The sequence below is a fragment of the Pseudomonas sp. AB39(2026) genome, from assembly GCF_059831485.1.
Genome location: NZ_CP195212.1, coordinates 1,187,137 through 1,213,299 on the forward strand (window position 1 = coordinate 1,187,137; position 26,163 = coordinate 1,213,299).

20 protein-coding genes are annotated in these 26,163 nt (G+C 60.4%); 13 read left to right on the plus strand and 7 right to left on the minus strand.

Features of this window, described 5'->3' with window-relative positions:
- Positions 1-5: 5 nt before the first annotated feature.
- From tssE to tssA, 12 genes are all read left to right on the plus strand, one after another.
- The gene (gene tssE, locus ACSAMW_RS05220) at positions 6-488 is read left to right on the plus strand and encodes a type VI secretion system baseplate subunit TssE (RefSeq protein WP_500592988.1); all 483 of its coding nucleotides are present in this window, start codon (positions 6-8) and stop codon (positions 486-488) included.
- A complete protein-coding gene (gene tssF, locus ACSAMW_RS05225) occupies positions 488-2,320 on the plus strand; it encodes a type VI secretion system baseplate subunit TssF (RefSeq protein WP_500592989.1) in 1,833 nt (610 codons plus the stop codon). The genes tssE and tssF overlap by 1 nt, the downstream gene beginning before the upstream one ends.
- Positions 2,284-3,354 (plus strand): type VI secretion system baseplate subunit TssG, encoded by a 1,071-nt coding sequence (tssG, locus tag ACSAMW_RS05230; RefSeq protein WP_500592990.1) that lies wholly within the window; start codon positions 2,284-2,286, stop codon positions 3,352-3,354. Before tssF ends, tssG begins: the two co-directional genes overlap by 37 nt.
- A complete protein-coding gene (tssH, locus tag ACSAMW_RS05235; RefSeq protein ID WP_500592991.1) occupies positions 3,351-5,945 on the plus strand; it encodes a type VI secretion system ATPase TssH in 2,595 nt (864 codons plus the stop codon). The genes tssG and tssH overlap by 4 nt, the downstream gene beginning before the upstream one ends.
- A gap of 38 nt (positions 5,946-5,983) precedes the next feature.
- Entirely contained in the window at positions 5,984-6,643 is a 660-nt protein-coding gene (tssJ, locus tag ACSAMW_RS05240) for a type VI secretion system lipoprotein TssJ (RefSeq protein WP_500592992.1), read from the plus strand.
- On the plus strand, positions 6,636-7,979 hold the full coding sequence (tssK, locus tag ACSAMW_RS05245) for a type VI secretion system baseplate subunit TssK (protein WP_500592993.1): 1,344 nt from the start codon (positions 6,636-6,638) through the stop codon (positions 7,977-7,979). Before tssJ ends, tssK begins: the two co-directional genes overlap by 8 nt.
- Positions 7,976-8,689 (plus strand): type IVB secretion system protein IcmH/DotU, encoded by a 714-nt coding sequence (gene icmH, locus ACSAMW_RS05250; protein WP_500592994.1) that lies wholly within the window; start codon positions 7,976-7,978, stop codon positions 8,687-8,689. The genes tssK and icmH overlap by 4 nt, the downstream gene beginning before the upstream one ends.
- 27 nt (positions 8,690-8,716) lie before the next feature.
- A complete protein-coding gene (locus tag ACSAMW_RS05255) occupies positions 8,717-12,646 on the plus strand; it encodes a type VI secretion protein IcmF/TssM N-terminal domain-containing protein (RefSeq protein ID WP_500592995.1) in 3,930 nt (1,309 codons plus the stop codon).
- A 31-nt stretch (positions 12,647-12,677) separates the two neighbouring features.
- Entirely contained in the window at positions 12,678-13,619 is a 942-nt protein-coding gene (tagF, locus tag ACSAMW_RS05260; protein WP_500592996.1) for a type VI secretion system-associated protein TagF, read from the plus strand.
- Positions 13,616-16,111, plus strand: coding sequence for a type VI secretion system membrane subunit TssM (gene tssM / locus ACSAMW_RS05265; protein WP_500592997.1), 2,496 nt, complete (start codon positions 13,616-13,618; stop codon positions 16,109-16,111). The genes tagF and tssM overlap by 4 nt, the downstream gene beginning before the upstream one ends.
- Before the next feature lie 131 nt (positions 16,112-16,242).
- A complete protein-coding gene (locus ACSAMW_RS05270) occupies positions 16,243-16,761 on the plus strand; it encodes an Hcp family type VI secretion system effector (RefSeq protein ID WP_500592998.1) in 519 nt (172 codons plus the stop codon).
- Positions 16,762-16,862: 101 nt separating this feature from the next.
- The gene (gene tssA / locus ACSAMW_RS05275; protein WP_500592999.1) at positions 16,863-17,963 is read left to right on the plus strand and encodes a type VI secretion system protein TssA; all 1,101 of its coding nucleotides are present in this window, start codon (positions 16,863-16,865) and stop codon (positions 17,961-17,963) included.
- A gap of 49 nt (positions 17,964-18,012) precedes the next feature.
- Here the strand turns inward: tssA and ACSAMW_RS05280 are convergent, their stop codons facing one another.
- The 7 genes from ACSAMW_RS05280 to ACSAMW_RS05310 form a co-directional block, all read right to left on the minus strand.
- Positions 18,013-19,440, minus strand: coding sequence for a GAD-like domain-containing protein (locus ACSAMW_RS05280; protein WP_500593000.1), 1,428 nt, complete (start codon positions 19,438-19,440; stop codon positions 18,013-18,015).
- A 197-nt stretch (positions 19,441-19,637) separates the two neighbouring features.
- Positions 19,638-20,255 carry a GAD-like domain-containing protein gene (locus tag ACSAMW_RS05285; RefSeq protein WP_500593001.1) on the minus strand — a complete coding sequence of 206 codons (618 nt, stop codon included), beginning with the start codon at positions 20,253-20,255 and terminating at the stop codon, positions 19,638-19,640.
- Between the two features lie 10 nt (positions 20,256-20,265).
- On the minus strand, positions 20,266-20,910 hold the full coding sequence (locus tag ACSAMW_RS05290) for a GAD-like domain-containing protein (protein ID WP_500593002.1): 645 nt from the start codon (positions 20,908-20,910) through the stop codon (positions 20,266-20,268).
- Between the two features lie 100 nt (positions 20,911-21,010).
- The gene (locus ACSAMW_RS05295) at positions 21,011-21,628 is read right to left on the minus strand and encodes a GAD-like domain-containing protein (RefSeq protein ID WP_500593003.1); all 618 of its coding nucleotides are present in this window, start codon (positions 21,626-21,628) and stop codon (positions 21,011-21,013) included.
- Positions 21,629-21,666: 38 nt separating this feature from the next.
- The gene (locus tag ACSAMW_RS05300) at positions 21,667-22,284 is read right to left on the minus strand and encodes a GAD-like domain-containing protein (RefSeq protein ID WP_500593004.1); all 618 of its coding nucleotides are present in this window, start codon (positions 22,282-22,284) and stop codon (positions 21,667-21,669) included.
- A gap of 18 nt (positions 22,285-22,302) precedes the next feature.
- Complete coding sequence (locus ACSAMW_RS05305) at positions 22,303-23,676, minus strand: DUF6861 domain-containing protein (protein WP_500593005.1); 1,374 nt, start codon at positions 23,674-23,676, stop codon at positions 22,303-22,305.
- Positions 23,677-23,784: 108 nt separating this feature from the next.
- Positions 23,785-24,519 (minus strand): substrate-binding periplasmic protein, encoded by a 735-nt coding sequence (locus tag ACSAMW_RS05310; RefSeq protein ID WP_500593006.1) that lies wholly within the window; start codon positions 24,517-24,519, stop codon positions 23,785-23,787.
- 249 nt (positions 24,520-24,768) lie between these two features.
- Between ACSAMW_RS05310 and ppnN the strand changes: the two genes are divergently transcribed.
- Positions 24,769-26,142 carry a nucleotide 5'-monophosphate nucleosidase PpnN gene (gene ppnN / locus ACSAMW_RS05315; protein ID WP_500593007.1) on the plus strand — a complete coding sequence of 458 codons (1,374 nt, stop codon included), beginning with the start codon at positions 24,769-24,771 and terminating at the stop codon, positions 26,140-26,142.
- Positions 26,143-26,163: the final 21 nt, after the last annotated feature.

Below are 26,163 nucleotides of genomic sequence, written 5' to 3' on the forward strand. Positions count from 1 at the left end.
GCACCATGACCAGCCAACACAGACTACTGCCCTCCTTGCTGGACCGGTTGTTGGACGATCGTCCCCATCAGGCCAGCGAGGTGTCGTCGCAGCAGCTGTGTTCGCTGGCCGATTACAAGGCCAGCATCGTTCGGGACCTGGAAATCCTGGTCAATACGCGCCGCTCGCTGGTGGCTGAAGAACTGGGCCCCTTTCCGGGGCTTAACGGCACCCTGCTCGATTACGGCATGCCGGATTTCACCAGCAAGAGCGTGTTGGCACCCGAGGACCGGCTGTTGATCCAGCGCCAGCTGGAAAAGGCCATATCCGAAGGAGACCGGCGCTTTCGCAGTGTGAAGGTTCAGGTACTGCCACAACAGACCGGCCAACGCATGCTCACCTTCCGCATCGACGCCGTGTTGCACCTGCGGGATATCGCTAGGCAGGTGTCCTTCGATGCCGTGCTGCAAGTGAATACCCAGGAATACACCGTACAGAACCTCAACTGATGCTCGACGACCTGCTGCCCTACTACGAAAAGGAACTGTCGCACCTGCGCTTTCTCGGCCAGGAGTTCGCGAGCCAGTACCCGAAAATCGCCTCGCGCTTGCTGATCGAGGGCGACCACTGCGAAGACCCGCACACCGAGCGGTTGATCGAAGCGTTTTCGTTTCTGGCCGCCCGCGTGCATAAAAAGCTGGACGATGAATTCCCGGAAATCGTCGAAGCGTTTCTGGAAACGATGTACCCCCACTACCTGCGCCCTACCCCCTCTATGTCCATCGTGGAGCTGAGCCCGGGCAGCCAGGAAAAGGTCACAGAGGCCTACCACGTCCCCCGGCATACCGAACTGCACGCCAATGCCGTGGACGGGGTGGTGTGCAAGTTCCGCACCTGCTACCCGGTGGCGCTGTGGCCTGTGGCCGTGGAACAGGCCACGTTCGTGGAAATGGAACGCTCAGCGTTCAATGGGCATAGCGCGGACCTGGTGGCGCACCTTCGGCTGACCCTGAGCGCTGGCACCAATGCACTGTTTGGCCAGATGGACCTGGACAGCCTGCGGTTCTTCCTGGATGGGGAAAGCACCTTGATGCTGCAGCTGTACGAGCTGCTGTTCAACAACGTGGCCAAGGTGACACTCAGTTTCGAAGACGAAGGTCGTACGCGGGAAGTTCAGTTGCCCGCCCACGCCCTGAGCGCCGTGGGCTATGGCCTGGAAGAAGGCCTGGTGGACTACGCCGAACGTTCGTTCCTGGGGTACCGCCTGCTGCACGAGTACTTCACCTTCCCGGACAAATTCATGTTCTTTGACCTGGCCGGCCTCAAGCGCCCGCTGGCCGGCAAAGCGCTGGAGAGCGTGGTGGTGAATGTGTACTTCTCCGACTACGACCTCAACGACCGCCTGGCACGGCTTACCCAAACCCTGGGCCGCGGCAACTTCAAGCTCAACTGCACGCCCGTCATCAACCTGTTTCGCCAGCAGGCCGAGCCCATCAAGCTTAGCCATGCCAAGCATGAGTACGCGGTCATCCCCGACGTTCGCCTGCAAAGTGCGGCCGAAGTGGTGTCCATCGACCAGGTGCGGCGGGTGCGGAAAATCCGCGGCGTGGACCAGGTTGCCACGTGCCCTCCGTTCTTCGAACCCCGTGCCGAACATGGCCAGGGCCAGAGCTTCTGGATCGGCCGCCGGCGGCCGGTGCAGGCCCAGCACATCAATGGGTCGAACATGTTCATTCGAGTGGTGGACCGGGACCTGGAGCTGATCGAAGGCGGCGACGACACCCTGAGCATCGGGCTCACCTGCAGTAACCGGGACCTGCCGCTGATGCTGCCCATGGGTGGGGAGCATGGTGATTTCATACTGCCGGGCAACTCCGTGGTCACCCACATCCGCTGCCTGCGCAAACCGACGGCGTCGGTGCGGGTACCGTTGGGCAACGGGGTGATCTGGCGGCTGATTTCGCACCTGTCCCTGAACCACATGTCCTTGGTGAGCCAAGGCCGTGAGGTGCTGCTGGAGCTGCTATCGCTCTACAACTATCGCCACACCTCGGCCATTCGCAAACAGATCAACGGCATTACGTCGGTGGGCAGCGAGCCGGTGGTGGCGCGTATTGGCCACCCTCGGCCCAATTTCGTGCGCGGCACCGGCATCACGCTCACCTTCGACGAAACCCAGTACATCGGCAGCGGCGTGTTCCTGTTCGGCAAGGTGCTGGACCATTTCTTCGGCCAGTACTGCAGCCTCAACAGCTTTACCCAGTTAACCCTGCGCACCTTGCAACGTGAAAAGAGAGTGGTCCAATGGCCCCCGCGAACCGGCGATCAACCCCTGGTCTGATCGACCAGGCCCGGGCTGAGCCGTACCGATTCGAATTTTTCCAATTGGTGCGCCTGCTCAGGCTGCATTACAGCAGAACAGGCCGCATGGACCTGCACACGCGGCCGCATGAAGACCCGTTGCGGTTTCGGTCGCTGCTGTCGCTCAATTTTCCGGCCAGTGAAGTGAGCGACCTGCGGTTCGAGCACGAAGGCCGGGTGTCGGCGGCAGGGCTGCCCCTGTCGGACGTGCAGGTGACGTTCATGGGCCTGGTGGGGCCGTCTGGCGTATTGCCGCGCCCCTATACGGAGCTGCTGCTGGAGCGGCACATCCAGTACCGCGACGACGCGGCCCATGCGTTTCTCGATGTGTTTTCCCATCGCATGACCACGTTGTTCTACGAGGCCTGGCAGAAATACAAGTTTCACATCGAGTACGAGCGCAATGGCAGCTCGCGCTTCGACCGCTACCTGCTCAACCTGGTGGGCTTCGGGCCACAGGCCCAGCAGCGGCAGTTCACCCAGAACGGCTCTTCCCTGCGCCCTTCGCTGTTCACCTATTTCGCTGGGCTGTTCGCGCAAAAGCCGCGTAACGCGCTCAACCTGGAACGCATGCTGAGTTTCTATTTCTCGCTGCCGTTCAAGGTGAAACCTTTCGCAGGGCGCTGGCTGAAGCTGGACGTGAGCCAGCGCACACAACTGGGCCGCCGGAACGCTGCTCTTGGGCAAAGCACAGTCGTGGGCCAACGGGTGTGGGACTACCAGTCCTGCGTGCGTATCGAACTGGGGCCGTCGGCCCTGGCGGACTACCGCCGCTTCCAGCCCAACACACCGGGCTACCGCAAGCTGGTGGAACTGGTGCGTTTCTACGCCGGCCCGGAACTGGACGTGCAGCTGTCCCCCATCCTCAGGCGCGAGGCCGTACCCCTGGCCCAGCTCGGCCGCGAGGGGGGTGTGGCCTTGGGCTGGCTGGGCTGGCTCAAGCGCCCAGGCCGCGATGTCGCGCCCTCCCGTTGCGCCCTTTTTTCTATTCCTTTCGATGGGGTTTCCCTGTGAACCTGAAGTCGCTGTTCGCCAAGCTGAACGACACCAGCCGCACCGCCACAGAAGCCGCCGCGGCCTTGTGCCTGTCCGAGCGCCATTACGATGTGGAGGTGGAGCACCTGCTGTTGCAGTTGCTCGATGGCGAGGGCAACGACCTGCCGGCGATCCTGCACCACTACGACGTGGTGCCGGAGCGGCTGCAGGCTCAGTTGGTGACCGCGCTGGGCACCTTCAAGACCGGCAACACCCGCACCCCCGCGCTGTCGCCCCATATCACCCGCATGATCGAGCAGGCCTGGCTGCTGGCCTCCATCGAGTTCGGCCAAAGCCAGGTACGCACGGGTCACCTGATCCAGGCCCTGCTGGACGATGACGCCCTGCGCCGCGTGGTGGTCGCCTCTGCCCCGGAGCTGGACAAGATCAATGCCGATGACCTGCGGGTCAACCTGGCGGGCTTGCTGGAGGCCAGCCCTGAAGCCCGCTTGGCCAGGCCCGAGGCCCAGGCCGCCGGTGGAGCACCCATGGCCAAGGGCAACGGCAAAACCCCGGCCCTGGACCAGTACACCGTCAACCTGACCCAAAGCGCCCGCGAAGGCCGGATAGATCCCGTGCTGGGCCGCGAGTTCGAGGTGCGGCAAATGGTGGATATCCTCACCCGCCGCCGCCAGAACAACCCCATTCTCACGGGTGAGGCCGGCGTAGGGAAAACCGCGGTGGTCGAAGGGCTGGCGCTGCGTATCGTTCAGGGTGAAGTGCCGTCCGTGCTGCGTGACGTTGCCATTCACACTCTGGACCTGGGCCTGCTGCAAGCGGGCGCGGGCGTGAAAGGCGAATTTGAAAACCGCCTCAAGTCGGTGATCGAGGAAACCAAGCGTAGCCTGCACCCCATCATCCTGTTTATCGATGAAGCCCATACCCTGATCGGCTCCGGGGGCCAGGCCGGGCAGAACGACGCGGCCAACCTGCTAAAGCCTGCCTTGGCCCGTGGCGAATTGCGCACCATCGCGGCCACCACCTGGGCTGAGTACAAAAAGTATTTCGAGAAAGAGGCCGCCCTGGCCCGACGCTTCCAAGTGGTGAAAGTCGAAGAGCCAGACGAAGAAAAAGCTATCTACATGCTGCGTGGCTTGCTGGCCAAGATGCAGGCGCACCACAAGGTGACCGTGCTGGATGAAGCGCTGGTTCAGGCCGTGCGCCTGTCCAACCGTTACATCACCGGCCGCCAGCTGCCGGACAAGGCCGTGAGCGTGCTGGACACCGCCTGTGCCCGCGTGGCCTTGGCGCAGTCCGCCCAGCCCGGCCGGCTGGAAGACAGCCTGCGCCTGATCGAGAACCTGCACGCGGAAATCGCCGTGCTGGAGCAGGAAACCGCCCAAGGCGCCGACCATGCTCGCCGGCTGGCGACCCTCCAGGAACAGGCACAGGCCGCCCAGCTCACCAAGGCTGCCCTGGAACAGCAATGGCAACAGGAGCTGGAGCAGGTGCAAGCGCTCAAAGCGCTGAGCGAGCACGCCACGCCTGATGCGAACGCCATCGCCGCCGCCCGGGCCGACCTGGCCGCCGTACAAGGCGAGCAGCCGTTGGTTCATGCCCAGGTGGACGCCGGCACCATCGGCGAAGTGATCTCCGGCTGGACGGGCATTCCACTGGGCAAGATGCTGCGCAATGAAATTGATACCGTGCAACGCCTGCCTAGCCTGCTAGGGGAGCGCGTACTGGGGCAGGACCATGCCCTGCTGGAGATCGGCAAGCGCATCAAGGTGTCCAGGGCGCAGATGGAAGACCCGAACAAGCCCATTGGCGTGTTCCTGTTGCTAGGCCCCAGCGGGGTGGGCAAGACCGAAACCGCCCTGGCCTTGGCCGACACCCTGTACGGCGGCGAGCGTAACCTGATCACCATCAACATGTCCGAGTACCAGGAGGCCCACACCGTCTCCAGCCTCAAGGGCTCACCCCCCGGTTACGTGGGCTATGGCGAAGGTGGCGTGCTGACCGAAGCGGTCCGCCGCAAGCCTTACAGCGTGGTACTGCTGGACGAAGTGGAGAAAGCCCACCCGGACGTGCTGGAGCTGTTCTTCCAGGTGTTCGACAAGGGCGTGCTGGACGACGGCGAAGGCCGGGAGATCAACTTCCGCAACACCGTGATCATCCTCACCTCCAACACCGGCACCGACCGCATCATGCAGTGGTGCCTCAACGCCACCGAGCAGCCGACGCCCGAGGCCATCGTCGAGGGCCTGCGCGATGAACTCAATCAGGTGTTCAAGCCGGCGTTCCTGGGCCGCTTGACCATCGTGCCGTACTACCCGGTGCAGGACAGCGTACTGGAGCGCATCGTCGCCCTGAAGCTGGCGCGCATCGCCCAGCGTTTCGAGCGCAATCACCACGCCGTTCTGGGCTACGACGCTGCACTGGTAGCGGCCATCGCGGCGCGCTGCACCGAGGTGGACAGCGGCGCCCGGAACATCGACAACATCCTGTCCAAAACCCTGATGCCCGAACTGGCGCAGCGGGTGCTGGCGTGCATGGCCGAAGACACACCCATCCACCGCCTGGACATCGAACTGGGCAGCGATGGCGACTTCGCCTATCACCTCAGTTGATCGGGCATTTCCCTGGCAAGCGTTCATAGGTAGCAGTCATGAATAGGCAATACATGGGGCGGTTTCACGAGCAGGCGTGCTGGGCACGAGGCCTGACCGTGCTAATAGTAGCCACCGCGTTGGCCGCCTGCGGTGTCACGGACCGGGCGAGCAAGCGCGTGGATGACACCTGGGCAGGCGACATGCTGTTCGGGGACAAGGAAAAACTGATCCTGACCGCCGATGGCGGCAACCAGCTGAACCTGGACGCCACCGGCAAGCCGCTGTCGGTGGTGATGCGGGTGTACCAGCTCACCACGCTGGAGCGCTTCGCCTCCATCGATGCCGATACCCTGTGGGATAACGCCCAGCAAGCCTTGGGCAACACCTTGGTGGAGAGCCAGGAAATCACTCTGCTGCCGGGCCTGGGCCAGGTGGACCAGTGGCCGCTGCAACCGGCTGCCCAGTATGTGGGGGTGGCCGCCTTCTTCCGCAACGATGAGAACAGCCGCTGGAAGGTGGCGTTCGATGCCAGGTCCCTGCGCAAGGACGGTATCTGGTTCTCCTCCGAGGGCCTGCGGGTACTGGTCGACAACAACCAGGTACTGGCCGCCCGTGGCGTCGATGTGTTGAACAAGCCACCCACCGAGGCGCAACTGTCCGCCAGCAACGCCCTTCCCGTACATGCCGATTCACCCGTGGACAGCCAGCATGAGTAAACACAGCCGCGTGATGTGGTCCGAGGGGATGTTTCTTCTGCCACAGCACTTCCAGTACCAGGACGAATTCCACCAACACCAGCTCGCCGAGGCGACCCTGCGCAGTACGCCGTTCCATTGGGGCGTACAGGCGTTGAGCATCGATGAGGAAGCGCTGGCCAGTGGCTCGCTGCAACTGAAGCGCCTGAAGCTGGTGTTCCCCGACGGCACCCTGTTCGATGCGCCCCAGCACGACCCCCTCCCCGCCGCGAGGGATTTGAAAGCATTGGTAAAGGGCACCGATCTGAAGGTGTATGCCGCGCTGAAGCTGCCCGAACCCTTTGGCTTGAACTACGTGGAAGACGGCCAGGCGCAGCAGAGCGCACGGCGGTTTCGCAAGCAGTTCGATACCTTGCCCGACCTCAACGAAGGTGACCTGGAAAACGAGATCACCAGCCTGCGGCTGAACGTGGTGATGCTGGTGGACGGCGACAGCCTGGACGGTTACAGCTATTGCCCCGTCGCGCGGCTGTCTCGCAACAGCCTGGGTGGTTTCATGCTGGACACCCACTTCGTGCACCCCACGTTGCACCTGGGTACCCACGACACCCTGGCCAGCCTGAGCCAGCGCCTGCTGGGCGCACTCCAGACCAAGAGCAACGTATTGTCCGGCCGGCGCCGTGAACGGGCCGACCAGATCGCCGAGTTCGGCTCCAGCGACGTGACCCTGTTCTGGCTGCTCAACACCGTGAACCGGGCGTACCCACAGCTGGCTCACCTGTTGTCGCACCCGCGCCTGCACCCCGAACGCCTGTACCTGTTCCTGGCAGAGCTGGCCGGCGGCCTGCTCACGTTCTCACTGGATACCGAGCTCAAGGACATTCCCGAGTACGACCACCACGACCCGGCGGCCTCGCTGGTCAAGCTCGACACCATGATTCGGGTACTGCTGGACAACGTGATTCCCAACCAGTGCATCACGGTCCACCTCAACCAGGTCAAGCCGTCGTACTGGCAAGGGCAGCTCCAGGACCCGCGCCTGGCCCAGGCCGATTTCTACCTGTGCGTGCATGCCGACATGCCCGGCTCCACCCTGCTGGAGCTGGTGCCGCGCGCCATCAAAGTGGGCTCGCCCGAAGACATCGAAGTGGTGGTCAACAGCGCCATGCCAGGGGCCACCCTGGTTCACGCGTCCCGGCTGCCCAACGCCATTCCCGTGCGGCTGGACAACCACTATTTCGCGATCGAGCCCCATGGGCGCGTGTACGAACGGATGATGGCCGCGCAGGCCCTCTCCTTCTATACCCCTAGCGCATTCACCAACCTGCAGCTTGAACTGATGGCGGTACTCAAATGACTGAAGCCGTGCTTCCGGGCGCCATGGCCGCGGCCCCTGCAACACCCACCTTGAAAGCACTGGTTCAGGACTTCATCAGCATGGTGCTGATTGTGCGCCGTGGCCGCGAGGTCTCGTCCGTTCAGGCCTTTGAAGCCAGCGTGGACAGCTTTTTCACCACCCTGGAGCATGAGGCACGCCGGGCCGGCTATAGCGTGGAACAGGTCAAAGACACCCAGTACGCCCTGTGTGCTTTTCTGGACGAAAGCGTGCTGCGGTCCGGCGACTCCAACTTGCGCGCCCACTTCGAGCTGTCGCCGCTGCAGTTCCGTTACTTCGGCGTACACCTGGCCGGGCAAGGCTTTTTCGACAAGGTGGACGCCCTGCGCGCCGACGTGAAAGGCAACCTGGATGTGCTGGAGGTGTATCACCTGTGCCTGGCCCTGGGCTTCGAGGGCAAGTTCGGGCTGGCGGAAAAAGACCAACTGCGCTACCTGGCCAACACGTTGGGCCAGGACATTGCACGCTACCGCACCGCACCCAAGGCCCTGTCACCGGACTGGGCCTTGCCCGACCAAGTGTCGCAGATGCTGCGGTACGACATACCTGTGTGGGTCTACCTGGCCCTGATTGCCCTGGTGTGCGTGGGGGTGTACCTCACCCTGGACTGGTTGCTGGGCCGCGACGTAGCGGCGCTTTCCGAACACATCAGCCAGCTGTTCAGCGCCTGAGTGGCCAGGTAACGAGTCCAGGACGACATGAAAAGACTTCTCCGCGCATTGAAAAGCTTCTGGTTCCTTATTCCAGTGCTATGGCTGGCAAGCCTGCTGGTCTGCGGCCTGCTGGCACCCCGCCTGCCGTGGTGGCGCCACCATGTGCTGGAAGCCATGGCCATTGTGACCGCGTTCTTCGTGCTGCTGATCGTACTGCGCCAATACCGGCGCATTCGCATCGAGCACAACCTTGAGCACCTGGTTCAGATCGAAGTGGACCGCTCGCTCGCTCCCCACACCGAGTTGCGGGACCAGCAAGTGCTGCGCGACCGGCTCAAGCACGCCATTGCTCTGTTGCGGGCCGACCGCTCCGCAGGCGGGGGTGGCGCCTCGGCCCTGCATGACCTGCCTTGGTACCTGGTGATCGGGCTGTCTGCCGCGGGCAAAACCTCATTGCTTACCCGCTCTGGCCTGTCGGCCAGCATTGCCAGCCGCTACAACGAACACGACAGCGGCACCCAGCATTGCGACTGGTACTTCAGCCCGGAGGCCGTGCTGATCGACACCGCTGGCCGCTATGTGCAGGACGACCCGTCTGCCAACGAATTTGCCGCCTTCCTTCAGCTGTTGGCCAAGCAGCGCAAGAAAGCCGCCGTAAATGGTTTGGTGCTGGTCGCCAGCCTGCCGGAACTGCTGGCGGCCACCCTGTCGGAACGGGCAGAGATGGCGGCGCAGCTGGTGGCGCGCATCGAGCAGTACACCCGTGCCCTGAATGCCCTGCCCCCGATCTACCTGATGCTGAGCAAGACCGACCAGTTGCCAGGCTTCCAGGAAACCTTCGACAGCCTGGACCTGCACGGGCGCCAGCAGCCGCTGGGCATGACCTTCGCCCTCTCGGAGTTCCAGGCCCACGGCCTGCGAGCCGTGCTAGACCGCAAATTCGCCAACCTGCACGCGGGCATCCAGCACCATGTGGACGCCCACATGGCAGCGCTGGGCGCCGGTGCCAGCAGCGCCCTGCTGAACTTCCCCAACTACTTTGCCGAGCTGGCAGGTGTGCTGGAGCAGTTCCTGGGGCACTTCGTACAGCCGGGCCACGGGCACAACCCGCTATTGCTGCGGGGCCTGTATTTCACCAGTGCGCTGCAGACCGACCAGCAACTGAGCCGGGTGTACGAAGACGACCTGGCAGAGTCCTTCGCCTTGAAGCCTGCGGCTGTGCCAACGCAAACCCAGGACGAGGCGGTTGCCCGTAAGGTGGGAGACCGCAGCTACTTCATTACCGACACGTTCCGGCAGGTGATTTTTCCCGACCGTGACCTGGCCCTGCACCAAGCCCGCACCGCACACAGCCGTGCACTGGCACCCGCCCTTATCGGCGCCGGCGCGCTGGCAGGGCTGGCCGTACTGGGCTGGCAGGCGCTGGCCTTCCAGAACAACCGGGACTGGATCGCCTCGGTACAGCACCGGGTGCACGGCCTGGTGGATGCGCCGGACCGCACCGAACGCCTGGCCTCGGGCGAAGGCCTGGAACTGCTGCGCACCGAGCTGTTGGCCATCGAGAAGTACCGCGCCAAGGGTGTGCCGTTCCGCCTGGGTGCCGGGCTGTACCGTGGGGATGACCTCTATGCCTTGGTCCAGCCGGCTTACCTCCAGCAATTGCAGACCCAGGCCTTGTCGCCTGTAGCCCTCAAACTGCAGTTGCGCCTGCGGGCGTTCAACGAGTTCGCCGACGCGGTGAACCCCCAGGAGGCGTTCGCGCCCGCCAACACCAAGCCGGCGGGCAAGCCCTCGGCACGTCAGGCGTACGTGGACGGCGCGGTCAAAGCGTTGAAGCCTTCCGGCACCCCTAGCCTGGGTAGCTTGCCTCGCAGCCTCGGCAGTGCGAGCAACAGCGCCAAAGGCCTGGCCAGGCAAGGCGTGTCCCAGGCCCGTCAGGCAGCCCTTGACGGTGTACGCAACCCCGCCACGGCAGGCGACGCCGCAGAGCTGTCCGCGACTACCGGCGGGCTGTCGCTGTCCGAGGAGATGCTGGGGCGCCTGGATGAGCAACAAGTGGCGTCCATTATCGAAGCGTACAACACACTCAAGTTGTACCTGATGCTGACCCAACCCAGCAGCCACCCGGACCCTGAATTCATCAGCGCTGCCCTCCCCTTGGCCTGGGCCGAGACCGTGGGCGATCAAACCCCTGCCACAGAAGACACCCTCCGAGGGAACACGGCCCTGTATGTTCAGTTGGTCAGTAACGGCCAGGCCCCCACGCTGCCCCGTAACGAACCTTTGATAGAGGCTACGCGCAAAAGCCTGAAAGGGTTCATGATCTCCAGCTCACTGGTGGACCGTGAATACCTGCGCCTGCAACTGGAAGCCAGCCGGCAATTCCCGGCCATCGGCCTCAATGACCTGGTGCCCCCACCGGGCCGGGACCTGCTCTACGGCGGGGAAGCCGTGCCGGCCCTGTACACGCGCCAGGGGTGGGACGCTTTCGTCAAACCTGAACTGATCAAGCTGGTGTCCACCAACCTGCGCAATGAATCGGACTGGGTACTCGATGGCGAAGGGGGCGACAGCCTGGTGCAAAAGGCTAATTTCGTTCGCGAGTTCATGGGGCGCTACAAGCGCGACTACGCACAGGCCTGGTACACGCTGCTCAAGGCCGTGGGCGTACGCCACTTCACCGATTTGGGCAATGCTACCCAGCAACTGTCCTTGCTCAGCGACGTGGTGAACTCCCCGGTAAAGGCGCTGCTGTCGGCCGTGAACGAAAACACCCAATGGGATGTACCGGCCCCACGCCAGCCGGCGCCTGCCGGCAAGCTTCCAGACGACTCCTTCTGGGCTCAGGTAACCGGCCTTTTCGACAACGCCCCCAAGGCCGCCAATGCCTTGGCCTCGCCCCTGCCCCAGGTGGATGACGGCACGCTCGCCAAACGCTTCGAACCCGTATCGCGGCTGTTCGCGGCCCAGAACGCCGAGGGCGCCGACAGTACCGTGATGGACCGCTACCTGGCGGCGCTGCGCAAGTTGAAAGTGCGCATGAACAATATTCAGCGCTCCCAGGATGTGGGTAAAAGCAGTAAACAGCTGATCAGCGAAACCCTCGAAGGCCAGCCCAGCGAAGTCACCAACGCCCGCAACTATGTGGAAACCACGGTGGATACCAGCCAGGGTGGGCTATCAGCCTCCCTGCAAGGGTTGTTCAGCCTGCCCATACAATTCGCGTGGGAAACCCTGCGCGACCCCGCAGGCCAGCAGATCGCCAAAGCATGGGCCCAGCAGATCGCCAAGCCCTGGGAACAGGTGATGGCGCACCGGTACCCTATCGCACCGGGTAGCCGCAACGAGGCCTCGGTCAAGGACCTGCAACGCTTCGTGGACCCGGAATCGGGCCTGCTTCCCGCGTTCAAGCGCAATGAAATCGGCAATCTGTCGGGCGGTGAAGGCCTGGGCATGGGCAGCAGTTCCCGGCAGGCGCCGCTGGTCAACCCGTCCATGGTCAACAGCATCGACAAGGCCAGCTCGGTGGGCCAAGTGATTGCCAGCCTGTCCGACAAGGACAATGGTTTCGAGATCATGCTGGAGCCCTCCGGCAGTTTCACGGACCTTATTTTCACCCTGGACGGGCAGGCCCAGCACTACCGCAACGGCAAGACCAGCTGGAGCCGCTTCTCCTGGCCAGGCACCACCACCGCGCCCGGCGCTCGCCTGGACGTGATCACCTTGGCAGGCGAGCGCGTGACGGTGTTTGACTACCCCGGCCGGTGGGGCCTGTTGCGCATGAACGACAGCGCCCGCGTAGAAGACCTGGACGGCATTCAGCAGCGCTTCAGCTGGAACACCGCCAATGGGCCGGTGAGCCTGACCGTTCGCAACTATGGGGGTGTGAAGCTCACCGACCTGGCCAATGTAAAGGCGCTGAGCGCACTTAATTCACCAAGCGCGCCTGCCTCACCCCAGGGGCGTGACAAGTGAAGCGCCTGTGCCTGCCCCGTGGGTGCGGCCTATGATCGGCTGCTTTGGCAAGATACCGGCCAGTTCGGACTTCGTGAGCTTTCATGGCTCAACGGCCGAAGCCTGTGAATTTGACAGCTGGTTGCAAACGGCCCTGGCGGGCTTGCAGCACCACGAACACTGGAAAACCGTGTTCGACCAGCTGCCGGTATGCTTTTTTGCCTATCGGGCGCGGTCAGGCATCACCCTGCTCGGCGGCTTGATCAGCTCCCGGGATGCCAGCGCCCGGCGCTACCCGTTCTTTATCTTCCAGGCCGTGAAGCCCAAGAACGCCGCAGCGTTCATCAACCCCTTCACCTTGGGCGAGCTGTTCAGTGCGCGCATCAAACCCCTGCTGCACTTGGCCCTACAGGGTGAGCCACAGGCTGTGCTGTTCAAACGGATAGAAGCGCTGCGCCCCTTGCAAAGCCAGGACTTCGCCTTGTTTGACCAGGTGCACGAAAAATTCCTGTGGAACTTCACCCTTACGGACATCAGCACCGCCCTGAACAGCGCCGCCCCCGTACGCGCCACCGAGGTGATGCTGGCGCGCCTACAGGCCACCCTCCATGCGCGTTCCCAGGCCGAAGCTCCGGTGGCCTGCCTGCCCTTGCCGGCTGAGCGGGGCCTGAAAAACCCGACTGCCGACCTGTGGGTGGACTGGCTGTCCCGGCTCGATGCGCACCAGCAGGCGCCTGCGGTAAGCGTGCTGGCAGACGACTTCATGCACCCGCGGCTCTACTGCTTTGGCTCCAGGGCAGCCACTGGGCTGTACCAGGCCCTGGCCCAGGCGGAGACACCCGAACAGCGTGCGCCCTTTACGGCGCCCGATACGGCGCCCGCTACGGCGCCTACGGCGGTCGGGCGCCAGTTGGCCGAGGCCATCGACCCGGACCGCCCTCTATTTAACGTTATGCACCAATTTGCTGGCGCGCTGGATGTGAAGCCCGTATGAACACGATCAAGTATTACTGCCTGCGCTACCAACCCTACTTGCTGGGGCTGTGTTTCTTCCTCTGCATGTTCCTGGTGTGGGGCGCTGGCGCCGCGCTGGGCTTCAGCTCGTTGAACAGCCTGCTGGCCGGTATCGGTGTGTTCATCGTGCTCTCGGCCGGCTATGTGCTGCTGCTCTACCGAGGTGTGTCTCGCCACCCTAACCTAGAGCACCTGCTGCGTGAGGATGCGGACCAGGCCGTGCTCAATGCCAGCCCTGCAGACCGTGAAGAAGTGAGCCTACTGCGCGAGCGTTTGCTGCAGAGCATCGAACGCCTGCACGCCAACAAGCCCCGTACAGGTAACAAGCAGGATGCCCTGTACGCCCTGCCCTGGTACCTGGTGGTGGGCCAGCCGGCTGCTGGCAAAAGTACGATGCTGTACCAGTCTGGCCTGAACTTCCCCTATGCCGAACGAGAAGGCGTGCGGGTCGCTGGGCTGGGCGGCACCCGCAACTGCGACTGGTTCTTCAGTTCAGAGGCCGTGCTGCTGGACACGGCCGGGCGCTACATGGACAGCCCTGAAGAGGCCGGAAAATGGCGCGCATTTCTGCAGTTGCTGCGCCAGCATCGTCAGCGCCGCCCTTTGAATGGTCTCATTGTCACCGTGAGCATCCATGACCTGATGCAGGGGTCGTGGGAGGAACAGGAGCGCCTCGCCAAGCGCCTGCGCGAGCGTATCCAGGAAACCCATGCCCTGCTGGACGTTCGCCTGCCGGTGTACCTGGTATTTACCAAGTGCGACCTGGTCCCTGGCTTCAGCGGGTTCTACCGCCACCTGGATGACGCAGGCCGTGGTGAGGTGATGGGCAAGACCTTTGCCCATGCCGACTACGCACGGGCAGATTGGGGGCAGCGGTTCGACAGCGCCATGGATGAGCTGGTGCGGTACTGGCAGGCGGTGGCCGAACAGAAACTGGTCAACCAGGACATTCAGATCACCCGGCAGGACGCGACCGTTTACCGTTTCCCTCTGGAGCTGGCCGCACTCAAGCCCCGGTTGAGCCAGTTCGTGCAGGCGCTGCTGCAAGCCAACCCCTACCAAAGCGCCGAGCTGCTGCGTGGGTTCTACTTCACGAGTGCGCTGGATGCCGACGCTCCCGACACCGGCGAATACACCCGCCAGGTTCGGCAGCGTTTTGGCCTGCACACCGAGCAGGCCGCCGTGACCCCCAACCCCCTGGCGCAACCGCTGTTCATTAACAGCCTGTTCCGCAAGGTCATCATTCCCGACCAGCACCTGGTGGCGTTGTACACCAGTAACCGCCGCGAACACCGGCGCAAGGCGCTGTGGGTGGGGTCGGCCATGGTCATTGCTCTGATGGTGTGCAGCCTGTGGGGCTGGTCGTATTGGAACAACAAGGCCGAGCTGGACAGCCTGGCAAGTGAGCTGGCGGCGGCAGAGGCGCTGGATGCGGCCCAGCCTGACCATTACACCCCTTGGCATACCCTGGACCGGCTTCGCCTGCAGGCCAGCGACTATTACCAGCGCCATCACCAGCAGGGGGTACCGCTGCGCCTGCGCCTGGGCCTGTACCAGGGCTACAACGTAGAACCTGCCGTACGCGAGCGCTACTTCAGCCGGCTGGAGACGGTGATGCTCAAGCCCACGGCGGACAACCTCACACGCTCGCTGTACCTGCTGACGACTATCAAGGTGTACCAGCGCAACGCCAAAACCCTCACACCGGTAACGGGCGTGGACAGCGTGGAGCCCCGTGCGCTACCGGCAGACAACCGTGCGCAATCCATTGCCGACTTTGGCAAGGCCACGCTCACCACGTACCTGATGCTGTCGCGGGCGCAGCGGGAAACCGCCGACCCTGCCGTGCTCAAGGCCCGGATGCCGGATTACTGGTACCCCGCCATCGCCGAGAAAACCGGCCGTGCCATGAACTCGGGTGACACCACGCCAGCCGAGGGTAGCGACTATGAACTGGCCAGCCGCCAGATCACCTTCTACAGCGACCAGATCCATGAGCCCGACGTGCCCCACATCCTGGAGAACGCGTTCCTGGCCTCCAGCTCGCGCAACTACATCGACAGCCTGCTCTCCCAGTCACTGCGGTCCATCGAAACCATCACGCTGGAGTCCGACACCCTGTTCGCCTTTGGCCGCGCCGATTTCCAGAGCCTTAAAACCGAGGGCCAGGGCCAGCTCAGTGCCATCGCGGGCAAGCTGCTTAGCACCCCGAACATCGGCCGCATCATCATCGGCGGCCATGCAGACCAGTTGGGGGACCGCCAAGGCAACCTTCAGGTGTCCCAGCAGCGTGCGCAAACCATCAAGACCTACCTGATCGGCAAGGGCGTGCCCGCTGCCCTGATCGAAGCGGTGGGTGAAGGCAGCGAGAAACCTTTGGTCAAGTGCGATATGCAGCTCCCCAAGGCCCAATTGATTCAGTGCCTGGAGCCCAACCGCAGGGTGGAAATCGAGGTGCGCGCGCTCAACTGACATTCAGGTTCAAGAACACTGAAGCCTTGGCGCCTGAACAGGCGCCAGGGCCTCTAGGCCCGCTGGAGGCTCAGCGAGGTCAATCAACGGGCCGCTACTGTGCCCGCCATGCAAGAAAGGAGAAGTGACAAATGGCATTTGATGCATATATCCAGATCGAAGACATCCCAGGTGAAGCGCTGGACGCAAATCACAAGGACTGGATTGAAATACTGGGTTTTGAATTTCAGGGCACCCAGGCCACGTCTGCTACGGCCAGCTCTGCAGGTGGCGCGTCTTCCGAGCGCGTAGCGCTGAGCGACTTCAGCATTCGCAAAAGGGTCGACAAGGCCTCCGCCAAACTGTTCGAGGCCTGCTGCAAAGGTACGCACATTCCAAAGATCCAGCTGAACGTCAACCGTGCTGGCGGTGACAAGGTAACGTACCTGACCTATAACCTGGAAGAAGTGGTGGTGTCCTTGGTGAAAGCACAGGCCGGCAGTTACCTGACCGGTGAAAACGAAGCCATGGGAGACTTGCCTACCGAGGAGATCCGCTTCAACTATGCGCGTATCAAGACCACCTACACCCAGCAGAGCCGTGCCGACGGCCAGGGTGGCGGTAATGTAACCGGCGGCTGGGACCGCACGGCGAACAAGCCTTTCGCCTGATCAGGTAACACGGGTGGGCCATTGCATTCGGCAATGGCCTGCTACCGACACCCTGCCAGCACCTTCGGCAGGGTGTTTTTCCCTCGCTTGCAGAGTGCCCTATGGCTGAATTTCTCGACGACCTTTCCCTTACCGACCTTGTTGCCCCCATCAACGGTGGGAGCGGCGAGGACCTGAGCTTTTCCCTGCTGTTCGATCAGATCAAAGAGGCGCGCCGAGCCGACGCTGATTACCTTACTCAGGGCGACTGGCAAACCGACCTGAAGCGTTCGGATTGGGACCTCACCATTACCCTCGCCGCCCAGGGCCTGGCCCATGACAGCAAAGACCTGATGCTGGTCGGCTGGCTATGCGAAGGGCTTGCGCAGAAACACCATTTCACCGGCATTACCTTCGGCCTGACCGTGGCTGAACGCGTAGTGGCCACATTCTGGGACGGCCTTTACCCAGGGCTGGAAGAAGGCCTGGAAGAACGCGCCGCCCGCTTGACCTGGCTAAGCACAACATTGGCCGCCGTGGTGGGCGCGCTGCCCATTACCCAGGGTGATGCCTTCGGCCTGATGCACTACGACGAGTCCCGCCAGATGGAAAACCTGGCGCTGCAAAACCCCCAGGCCATGACGGCCGCCCTGAATGAAGGGAAGATCAACGCTGAGCGGTTCCAGCGGTCGGTGGTGCTGACCGACAACGACCACTTGCTGACCAAGGCTGCGCAGGTCAACGACAGCCTCCAGGCCTGCCAGAAGTTGCAAGCCACAGTTAACCGGTTGTTTACCGCTGAAGCCCCTGGCTTTGCCGGGTTGGCCGGGGTACTGGAACGTGTAGCGCAGTTGGTAGAGAAACTGCTGAAGGACCGCGGCGTGGCCCTTGACGTACCGGCTGACGAGCCCCTTTCCGCTTCCCCGACTACGGATGCAGGAACCACCGCTCAGAACGCTGACACCGTGGTGGCTACCAGGGACACGGCCCCTGCCCCCCTGCGCACCACGCCGCTGACCCGCGACGAGGCCTTTACGATGCTGGCCAGCATTGCCCAATTCTTCAAGCACACCGAACCCCAAAGCCCGGTGCCCTACCTGATAGAACGGGCTATCAAATGGGGCAACATGCCGCTGGAAGGCTGGCTGAGTGACGTGATCAAGGACAGTAATGTGGTGGACAGCATAAGGGACGTACTGGGCACCAAAACGCCGAAGGCTTGAGGCCCAGGCGCTGGTGAGGGCGAAAGCCGCGATAGGCAATCCGGGCCGTTCAATCGACCCGTTTGGCCTGGCGCGAGATCATCACATCCCCTACACAGGGCCACCGAGGCGAGTGTAGATCGGAGGCGTCGTGTACCGACATGCCTAACTCAACCTCCGTATCCCCTATTTCCCATACCCAGCCCAATAATTGTTTGGAAGCGCCTTCCGGGGAACACAACGGCATGTTCTTGAGCGGCGGTCGGCCTTTATTTTCTTCGATACGGGCTCGGACAGTGAGGCTTTCGGACTCTTCATCGAACTCGCCTACCTGAGTGATCACGACCCGAAGCGGCTCGCTGCGCAATAACCGCCTCAATGCCACAGGAAACGCCTCTAGAGGGGGCACCGGCTGGTTTTCAACATCTTTGGGTATCCAATGGTCGAACGCCACTTTGCGCATGGGGTATTCGGGATCTTCGACGGAACCGTCCCAATCCAGTGCGCTAGCGACACCTTCAAGGTCTTCATCGCGAATTAGCATGGCCGCATCCCCAGGCACCCAATAAAATTGCTGGTCGGGGGCGACTTCGCGGTCCACAAGAGCATCTTTCTCAAGGTCTAGCGTCACGCGAGTATCACCGTCGTCGGTCAGTTGCTGCCACCAAGTCCCTTCGTAAAAGCGCGGAGGATTGGACTTCATATCGAGGGGATGAGTGGTCCAGAATAAAAGCTGGCACCGGTGATCTGGCATCAACACAAGCAAGTGATAGCAGCAGATACACGCGCTCAGGTAAAAACCCGGCAGGGTACTACCGGACAATGCACCGATTACTTCAGACGCCGCCTGAAACTGGATGTTGAAGGGTTCAGGCAGCGCCTCTGACAGTACGCCAGGAGAAGGGTAATCAAAATTGGACGCGGTTTGCGCTATTTCAAACTGCGTTTCAAACACGCTCAACGCTTCTTCACGCCCGTAGAGCGTGACCACATCTTTCAGGGTCTGGTCCAAGGTGTATATCTGGCCAGGTTCCAGCTGCCCTGCTCGCGCCTTTGCACGCTCCAGGTCCTCGGGCGGAATGAGTTCGTCCAGCCAGTAAGCCTCAGTGAGCGCTGTGTTGAAGAATTCCACAAAGTTTTCAGCCACCACCCATACATCACGCTCGAAAATATCAATCGCTGACACGGTTTCTTCGCCTGTGTCATCCTGGCGGTAATACAGCAAGATACCCAGTGGCGTCATCAGAAAGGGAATGCGCTGCACGCCATCGTCCGAGTTGGAAAGCCATTTGTTCAACACAGGCTCCCAGGGCGCAGGGTCTACCAGCCAAAGGCGCAATTCGCCATAGTAACCAAGGCCATGGGTTTGCCAGAGTTCAACCAAGGCCTGAGGTACCAGCGACGCGTAGCGCTCAAACCACTCAGCGCCCGGCCGAATGTTACTTGGATGAGATGGATGCGCCTGGGCAAACATACTTAGCTGAACAGGTTTGTACATAATTGGACTCTTTTAAAACAGATGAGGTATTGAGCGCTGGGGGCTGCTAAAGGGCCATTGATCCCATCGATCTTGCCCGGAATATATCAAGGCAAGATCCCTTTGGGCATACGTTGATTAATTTCCATATTTCAGCCATGTGCATGTAGAGGTATACCCTGCCACTCATCCTGCCCAGTAGGCCTATGTCGCTAACATTAAATATCTGCAAAGCTGTACGGCTCAAGTTCTGCCAGTTGCGATAGCAACATCAAATGCTCCACTGCTTTTACTTTTTGTAAATGATCAAATGTATCCGACCCGCCAAGCATTAACGCAGGCACGAAACCGTACATCTCATCAGGCTTCAAGACACCAAGCTTTTTTTTAGCCCGGTTGAACATGCCTTCAAAATCATTCCCTTCCTTATCAAAGGATAAGATAAAGTTCTGCACCGCCTTATCCATCTCTTCGCCGGAATTTCCAAACTCAATAATGGAACTTCTTGAAAACACACTGGTTATATCAAGGGACGGCCCTGTTTTTTCACCCCAAAAATACAAGTCGCCGAAGGCCCCACGTGCGAGCAGATGATAGGTGTCACGCGTTTCGAGCTTTGTCCCTTCAATCCAGGATGCAACCACTCCTTCATAATCGCGCGGATTGACAAACCATAAAAGGCCGTCACCGTACCCACTCCAACCGTGTTCCGCCCAGTATCCCAGCAAGCGCTTGGGAAGTTTGCCTCTGTAGTGCTCAAGGCTTTCTGCCGGTACTACCTGGTGGTGTGTCGGCTGGCCGAGTTTCTCAATGAAAACAGCGAAAGCTTCGTCCATTTGGCACCTTTTATAAAAAATGTGAATCTATACCGCCTTGAAGATCCGGAAAATTATAGGGTTCTAGCTCCGCAAGCTGCGAAAGTATCATCAGGTGTTCAACTGCCTTCACCTTTTCAAGGTTATCAAATTTTTCTGACCCGCCAAGCATAAGCGCAGGAACAAACCCATACATTTCGTCATGCTTTAAAGCACCAAATTTTTCTCTAGCCCGCCTGAACATATTCTCAAAATCGTTATCTTCCACCTCCTGAGATAACAAAAATACTTCTGCCTCCTCATCCATTTGCTCATCAGCAATCCCAGGATCATCGATATCGTATCGGGCATATACACTCACTATGGTGACACATGCGCCTGTTTTCTCTCCCCACAGGTACAAATCGCCAAACGCACTACGAGCAATAAGGTGGTAGGTATCACTGGCCTCAAGCTCTGTGCCTTCTAGCCACGACTGCACTACTGGTTCGTAATCTTGCGGATTCACGATCCAAAATAGCCCGTTACCGAACCCGCACCACCCATGCTTTGCCCAATACTCCAGCCAACGGTTAGGGAGCTTGCCTTTATAGTGCTCAATACTGGACCCTGGAACCTTCACAGGGTCAGTGATGCCACCGAATCGTTCCAGGAATATATCAAAAGCGTCATCCATTCAGGTGCACTCCCCAAACAATCGTGAAACCTTATCCATGATGGCGCGCAAATAGAATTTTCAACTATAGACAACCTTAAAGAATCTATTTTATCTACGCTTAAAGATCCGAAAAACTGTAGGGCTCAAGCTCGGAAAGTTGCGATAGCAGCATGAGATGCTCGACCGACTTTAGCTTCTCCAAATGATCAAGCGTATCTGGGCCACCAAGCATTAGAGCAGGAACAAACCCGTACATTTCATCATGCTTCAGAGCACCTAATTTTCTCTTCGCACGTTTAAACATATTACCCAGATCGTTATATTCCAACTCATTAGCTAGTAAGAAACTTTGTAATTTCCTATCCATATCCTCACCATCGCCACCCAAGTCATGTATAACGCACTTGGAGAAGACACTTTCGATCTTGATAGAAGGCCCCGTTTTTTCTCCCCAGAGATAGAGAACACCAAAAGCACCTCTAGCTATTAAATGATAAGAATCACGATGCTCAAACACTGTTCCTTCAAGCCAGGATGCTACTACCCCTTCATATTCTTCTGGATTCACAATCCAAAAAATACCTTCTCCATAGCCACACCAACCATGCTCCGCCCAATAGGTGAGCAACTGATTTGGCAGTTTTCCTTTGTACCGCTCAATGCTTTCTGCCGGCACGACCTGGTGATTTATAGGCTGACCAAACACCTCGATAAAACTAGAAAAAACTTCGTCCATTGCAGACCTCAAATAAAAAGTCGAAATCTATAAAAACCCTAAACATCCGGAAAATTATAGGGTTCTAGCTCCGCAAGCTGTGACAGTATCATCAGGTGTTCCGCTGCTTTGACTTTTTTCAAATTATCAAATGCATCCGATCCTCCTAGCATAATCGCAGGAACGAAGCCATACATTTCATCATGCGCCAGCGTTCCAAGTTTCTTCCTTGCACGACTGAACATATTACCGAAGTCGCTGAACTCTGGATCATGGGATAATAAAAAATTTTGCACTTCTTTAGTCATTGTTTCGTCACTTAACTCAAGCTCCTGAACATCATACCGCGAGTATGAGCTGACTATGCTGACAGAAGGCCCTGTTTTTTCCCCCCAAAGATACAAGCTGCCGAAGGCGCTACGTGCCACGAGGTGGTACGTATCACGATGCTCTAACTCTGTACCCTGGATCCAGGAGGCTACTACACCCTCATAGTCTTGAGGATTAACTATCCAAAAGAGTCCGTTGCCGTAGCCACACCAGCCATGCTCACGCCAATACTCAAGCCAGAGATTTGGTAGCTTTCCTTTGTAGCGTTCAACGATAGATAATGGCACTTCAATCCGATCGGTGACACCACCAAACTTCTCTACAAACCTAGCAAAAACCTTGTCCATAGCGCTCCCTTTAGCTCTTCAACATTTACTTAATTGTACATTCATCAAAGTCGAAGCTCTCATTTTTTCTGGCACGGCTTCTGCTGCTTTTTTTATTTCTTGAATTTTAGTTCTCCATTGAGCACCAATGCTTGAATTAATCCGACGATCACCGAACCCTCCAATAATATCATTGCCGCCTGCGCTTAAATCGGGATTATGTAAGCCCGCAAGATTTGACATTATCTCTTTTGCTTTTTCCGTCGCTGCTACCTCCGCCTGACCAGGATCCATTTCTTTTGAAAATTCCTGCTGGAAGCGTTGTTTCAATCTCCGGCTAAAAACTGCTCTTGCTTCTTTTGCAGCCGAACTACTGCGCTTCACTGGATTAGCAATATTCCTCAAATACTCTTCAACCGTAAGCTGGTTCAGCCCCGCCTGTTGGCCCTCTAATTGCTCACCGAACTCTTCCCACTTCGATGAAGGCAACCTACCTGCCTCAAAACAATGCACCTCATGCAACGGCATCGCATTCGCCCTACCCTTGAGCGCCTCTTTTTCCTTATCCGCCGCATGCTTGGGCCGTGGCTCTGGCGTTTCCGGCGACACCACGCTGCGGCGGGGTTCGGGGGCTTTGAGGTCGGGGTGTTGCTTCAGGGCGTCTTCGTGCTTGACCATCCATTGCCCAAGGGAGGCGCCCCGCTCGCTGCGGCGCATGTCACTGGCTAGCGCCTGAGCGGTGCCGCGGCCTCGGGTGAAGTAGGCCACCATGGCACCGAGCAGTAGCACCACCACCGCTTCATGGGACTGGGCGATGTCCACCGCGCCCTGCTGGGCGGCCATTTCGTCGTTGGAGAAGGAGCCCAGCGGGTTGCCGTTGCGCTCCTGGGGGCCTTGCCAGGCGATGCGAGCGCCCCTCAGGTAGCCCATCACAATGGGCTTGAGTTCGTCGGTGAAGAACTCGGCCAATGACCCCAGCCCAAGAATGCCCAGCAGCCAGGTGCCGGCTTGTACGCCCAGCAGTGCCCCGGCCAGGGCACCGGGCGCTGCGCCTACGCCCGCGGCCATAAACCCCAGCCCTCCACCCACAGTGGCCCCAGTGAGCGCACTGCCCACGACGATCATCGCCATGTCGGTGACCACGCCCATGAGGTCTGCCAGGATGCTGCGAATATCCAGGTCACTGAAGCGCTTGAGCAGGCTGGCACCGGCTTGCTGCTCGGCCAGGTCACAGGCGCGCCGTACACATTGGATACGGCGGTTTATCAAGCCCAGGCTTGGCATGGACAGCATGCTTAGGGCGCTGATGGGGCTGGTGCTGCCACTGCGTTCGCTCATGGCCCGCTGGCCGAACAGGCGTTCGGCATAGGCCTGGATATCCAGCCAGCTAGGTCGGGGATTCCATAAAGGCATTCATCGCTCCTGCGGTGAGGGAAGCGGGAAAACTAACCGCTGAGCTGCCACCTGTCAAAAGCGGATCCGAACCCGGCAGCCCCGCTTCCGATGCTCTGAACGTCAATATCAAGGTTTATGGGTCATGGCGCGCAGGGTGCCATCGGCTTTCATGGCGGCGATGGCCCGGTTGAAGCCTTGCACGATTTTCTCGTGGTCCGGGTTCTTCAGGCTGACCAGAATGTGCAAATCCGGCTCTGCCAAGGGCACGGGCATGGGTTCTACCTGGTACTGCAAGGGCACGGCCTGCTGCCCTAATACGTAGCGCCCCACCCGCTCGTCTTCAACGGCCAGGTCCACGCGACCAGCCACCAGCATTTCCAGGCCCATGGCAAAGTTTCGCACCGGCACCTTGTGGAGGTGCTCATCCTGGGTGAAGGCTGGGCTGTAGGCGTAACCCCGGCTCACGGCAATGGAGTAGTCCTGCAGCGCCGCCAGGTCACGATCGAAATGAATATCGGCCCCGCGCTTGCGCCAGAACAGGATGCGGTTGAGCAGGTAGCCATCGGAGTACTGGCCGATCTGGGTACGGGCCGGGTCGTACCATACGGTCACCAGCACGTCATAGCGCCCGTCACCCAGGCCCTGGATGGCCCGTGCCCAGGGGACCTGCTGGAACTCGCTGGCGAAGCCGGCACGCGCCAGGGCAGCCGTGACGATGGCGGTGGCGATGCCGCTGTCTGGTAGCAGTGAGTCTACGTACGGCGGCCAGCGGTCTGCCGCCAGGCGCAGTGTGGTGGCACCACTGCCGGGTGCTATCGCCAGTATCACCAATAGGCTTACGCCCCGTAATAAACCTTGCATGCACTCCCTCGCCTACCTTGGCCAGCCAATCGCCGAAAACGCCCCTGCCGACGATAGGCTTCACCGCGTGCCCTGACCAGCCCTTGGGGAAGAAATAGTGCCCAATGGCAGTGCTGGCGATCACACATCGCACCACGCGTGCACCACGTTTGCTTTCCGGCGCCAGGGTGGGTTCAATGGGGCCAGCGCAATTTATATGGATCCCCAGGGGGGTTTAACCCCCTTGGGGTCGCTCTAAAGGAACCCACTATGACCGCACGAGCCGTAATCAACGCCTCCATCAGCCCTAAGGGCAGCCTGGAAACCCTGTCACAGCGTGAAGTGCATCAACTGAGCGAAGCCGGGTCCGGTAGCATCTATACGCTGTTCCGGCAATGCGCCCTGGCCATTCTCAATACTGGCGCCCACGTGGACAACGCCAAGACGATTCTGGATGCCTACAAAGACTTCGAAGTCCGCATCCACCAGCAAGACCGTGGGGTGCGCCTTGAGCTGCTCAATGCACCGGCCGATGCCTTCGTGGATGGCGAAATGCTCGCCAGCACCCGGGAAATGCTGTTCAGCGCCCTGCGCGACATCGTGTACACCAAGAGCGAGCTGGACAGCCAGCGCATCGACCTAAGCAACTCCGTAGGCATCACGGACTACGTGTTCCACCTGCTGCGCAACGCCCGCACCTTGCGGGCCGGTGTGGAGCCGAAAATGGTGGTGTGCTGGGGTGGCCACTCCATCAATACCGATGAATACAAGTACACCAAGAAGGTGGGCCACGAGCTGGGCCTGCGCAAGCTGGACGTGTGCACCGGCTGCGGCCCGGGTGTGATGAAGGGCCCCATGAAGGGGGCGACCATTGCCCACGCCAAGCAACGGCTTACCGGTGGGCGCTACCTGGGCTTGACCGAACCGGGCATCATCGCCGCCGAAGCGCCCAACCCCATCGTCAATGAGCTGGTGATTCTGCCGGACATCGAAAAGCGCCTGGAAGCCTTTGTGCGCGTCGGCCACGGTATTATCGTGTTTCCCGGTGGCGCTGGCACCGCCGAAGAGCTGCTGTACCTGCTGGGCATTCTCATGCACCCGGACAACCGCGAGCTGCCCTTCCCACTGCTGCTCACCGGCCCACAGAGTGCGGCGCCCTATTTCGAGCAATTGCATGCCTTTATCGGTGCCACGCTGGGGGCACAAGCCCAGGCGCTGTACAGCATTGTGATCGACGACCCTGCCGAAGTGGCCCGGCAGATGGCCCAAGGCCTGAAGGCGGTGAAGCTGTTCCGCCGCGAGCGCAACGACGCGTTCCACTTCAACTGGCTACTGCGGATCGAGGAAAGCTTCCAGCGGCCCTTCGAGCCTACCCATGAGAACATGGCAGCCCTGGAACTGAACCGGAACATCCCGCCCCATCACCTGGCCGCCAACCTGCGCCGTGCGTTTTCGGGGATCGTGGCCGGCAACGTGAAGGCGCAAGGCATCCGCCTGATCGAGGCACATGGGCCTTACGAAATCCATGGGGACCCGTCCATCCTGCAGCCCCTGGACCAACTGCTGCGCGCTTTCGTGGCACAGCACCGGATGAAATTGCCGGGCGGCGAGGCTTACGTGCCTTGCTACCGCGTGGTGCAATAACCCTTGCCTTTGGCGCCTTGT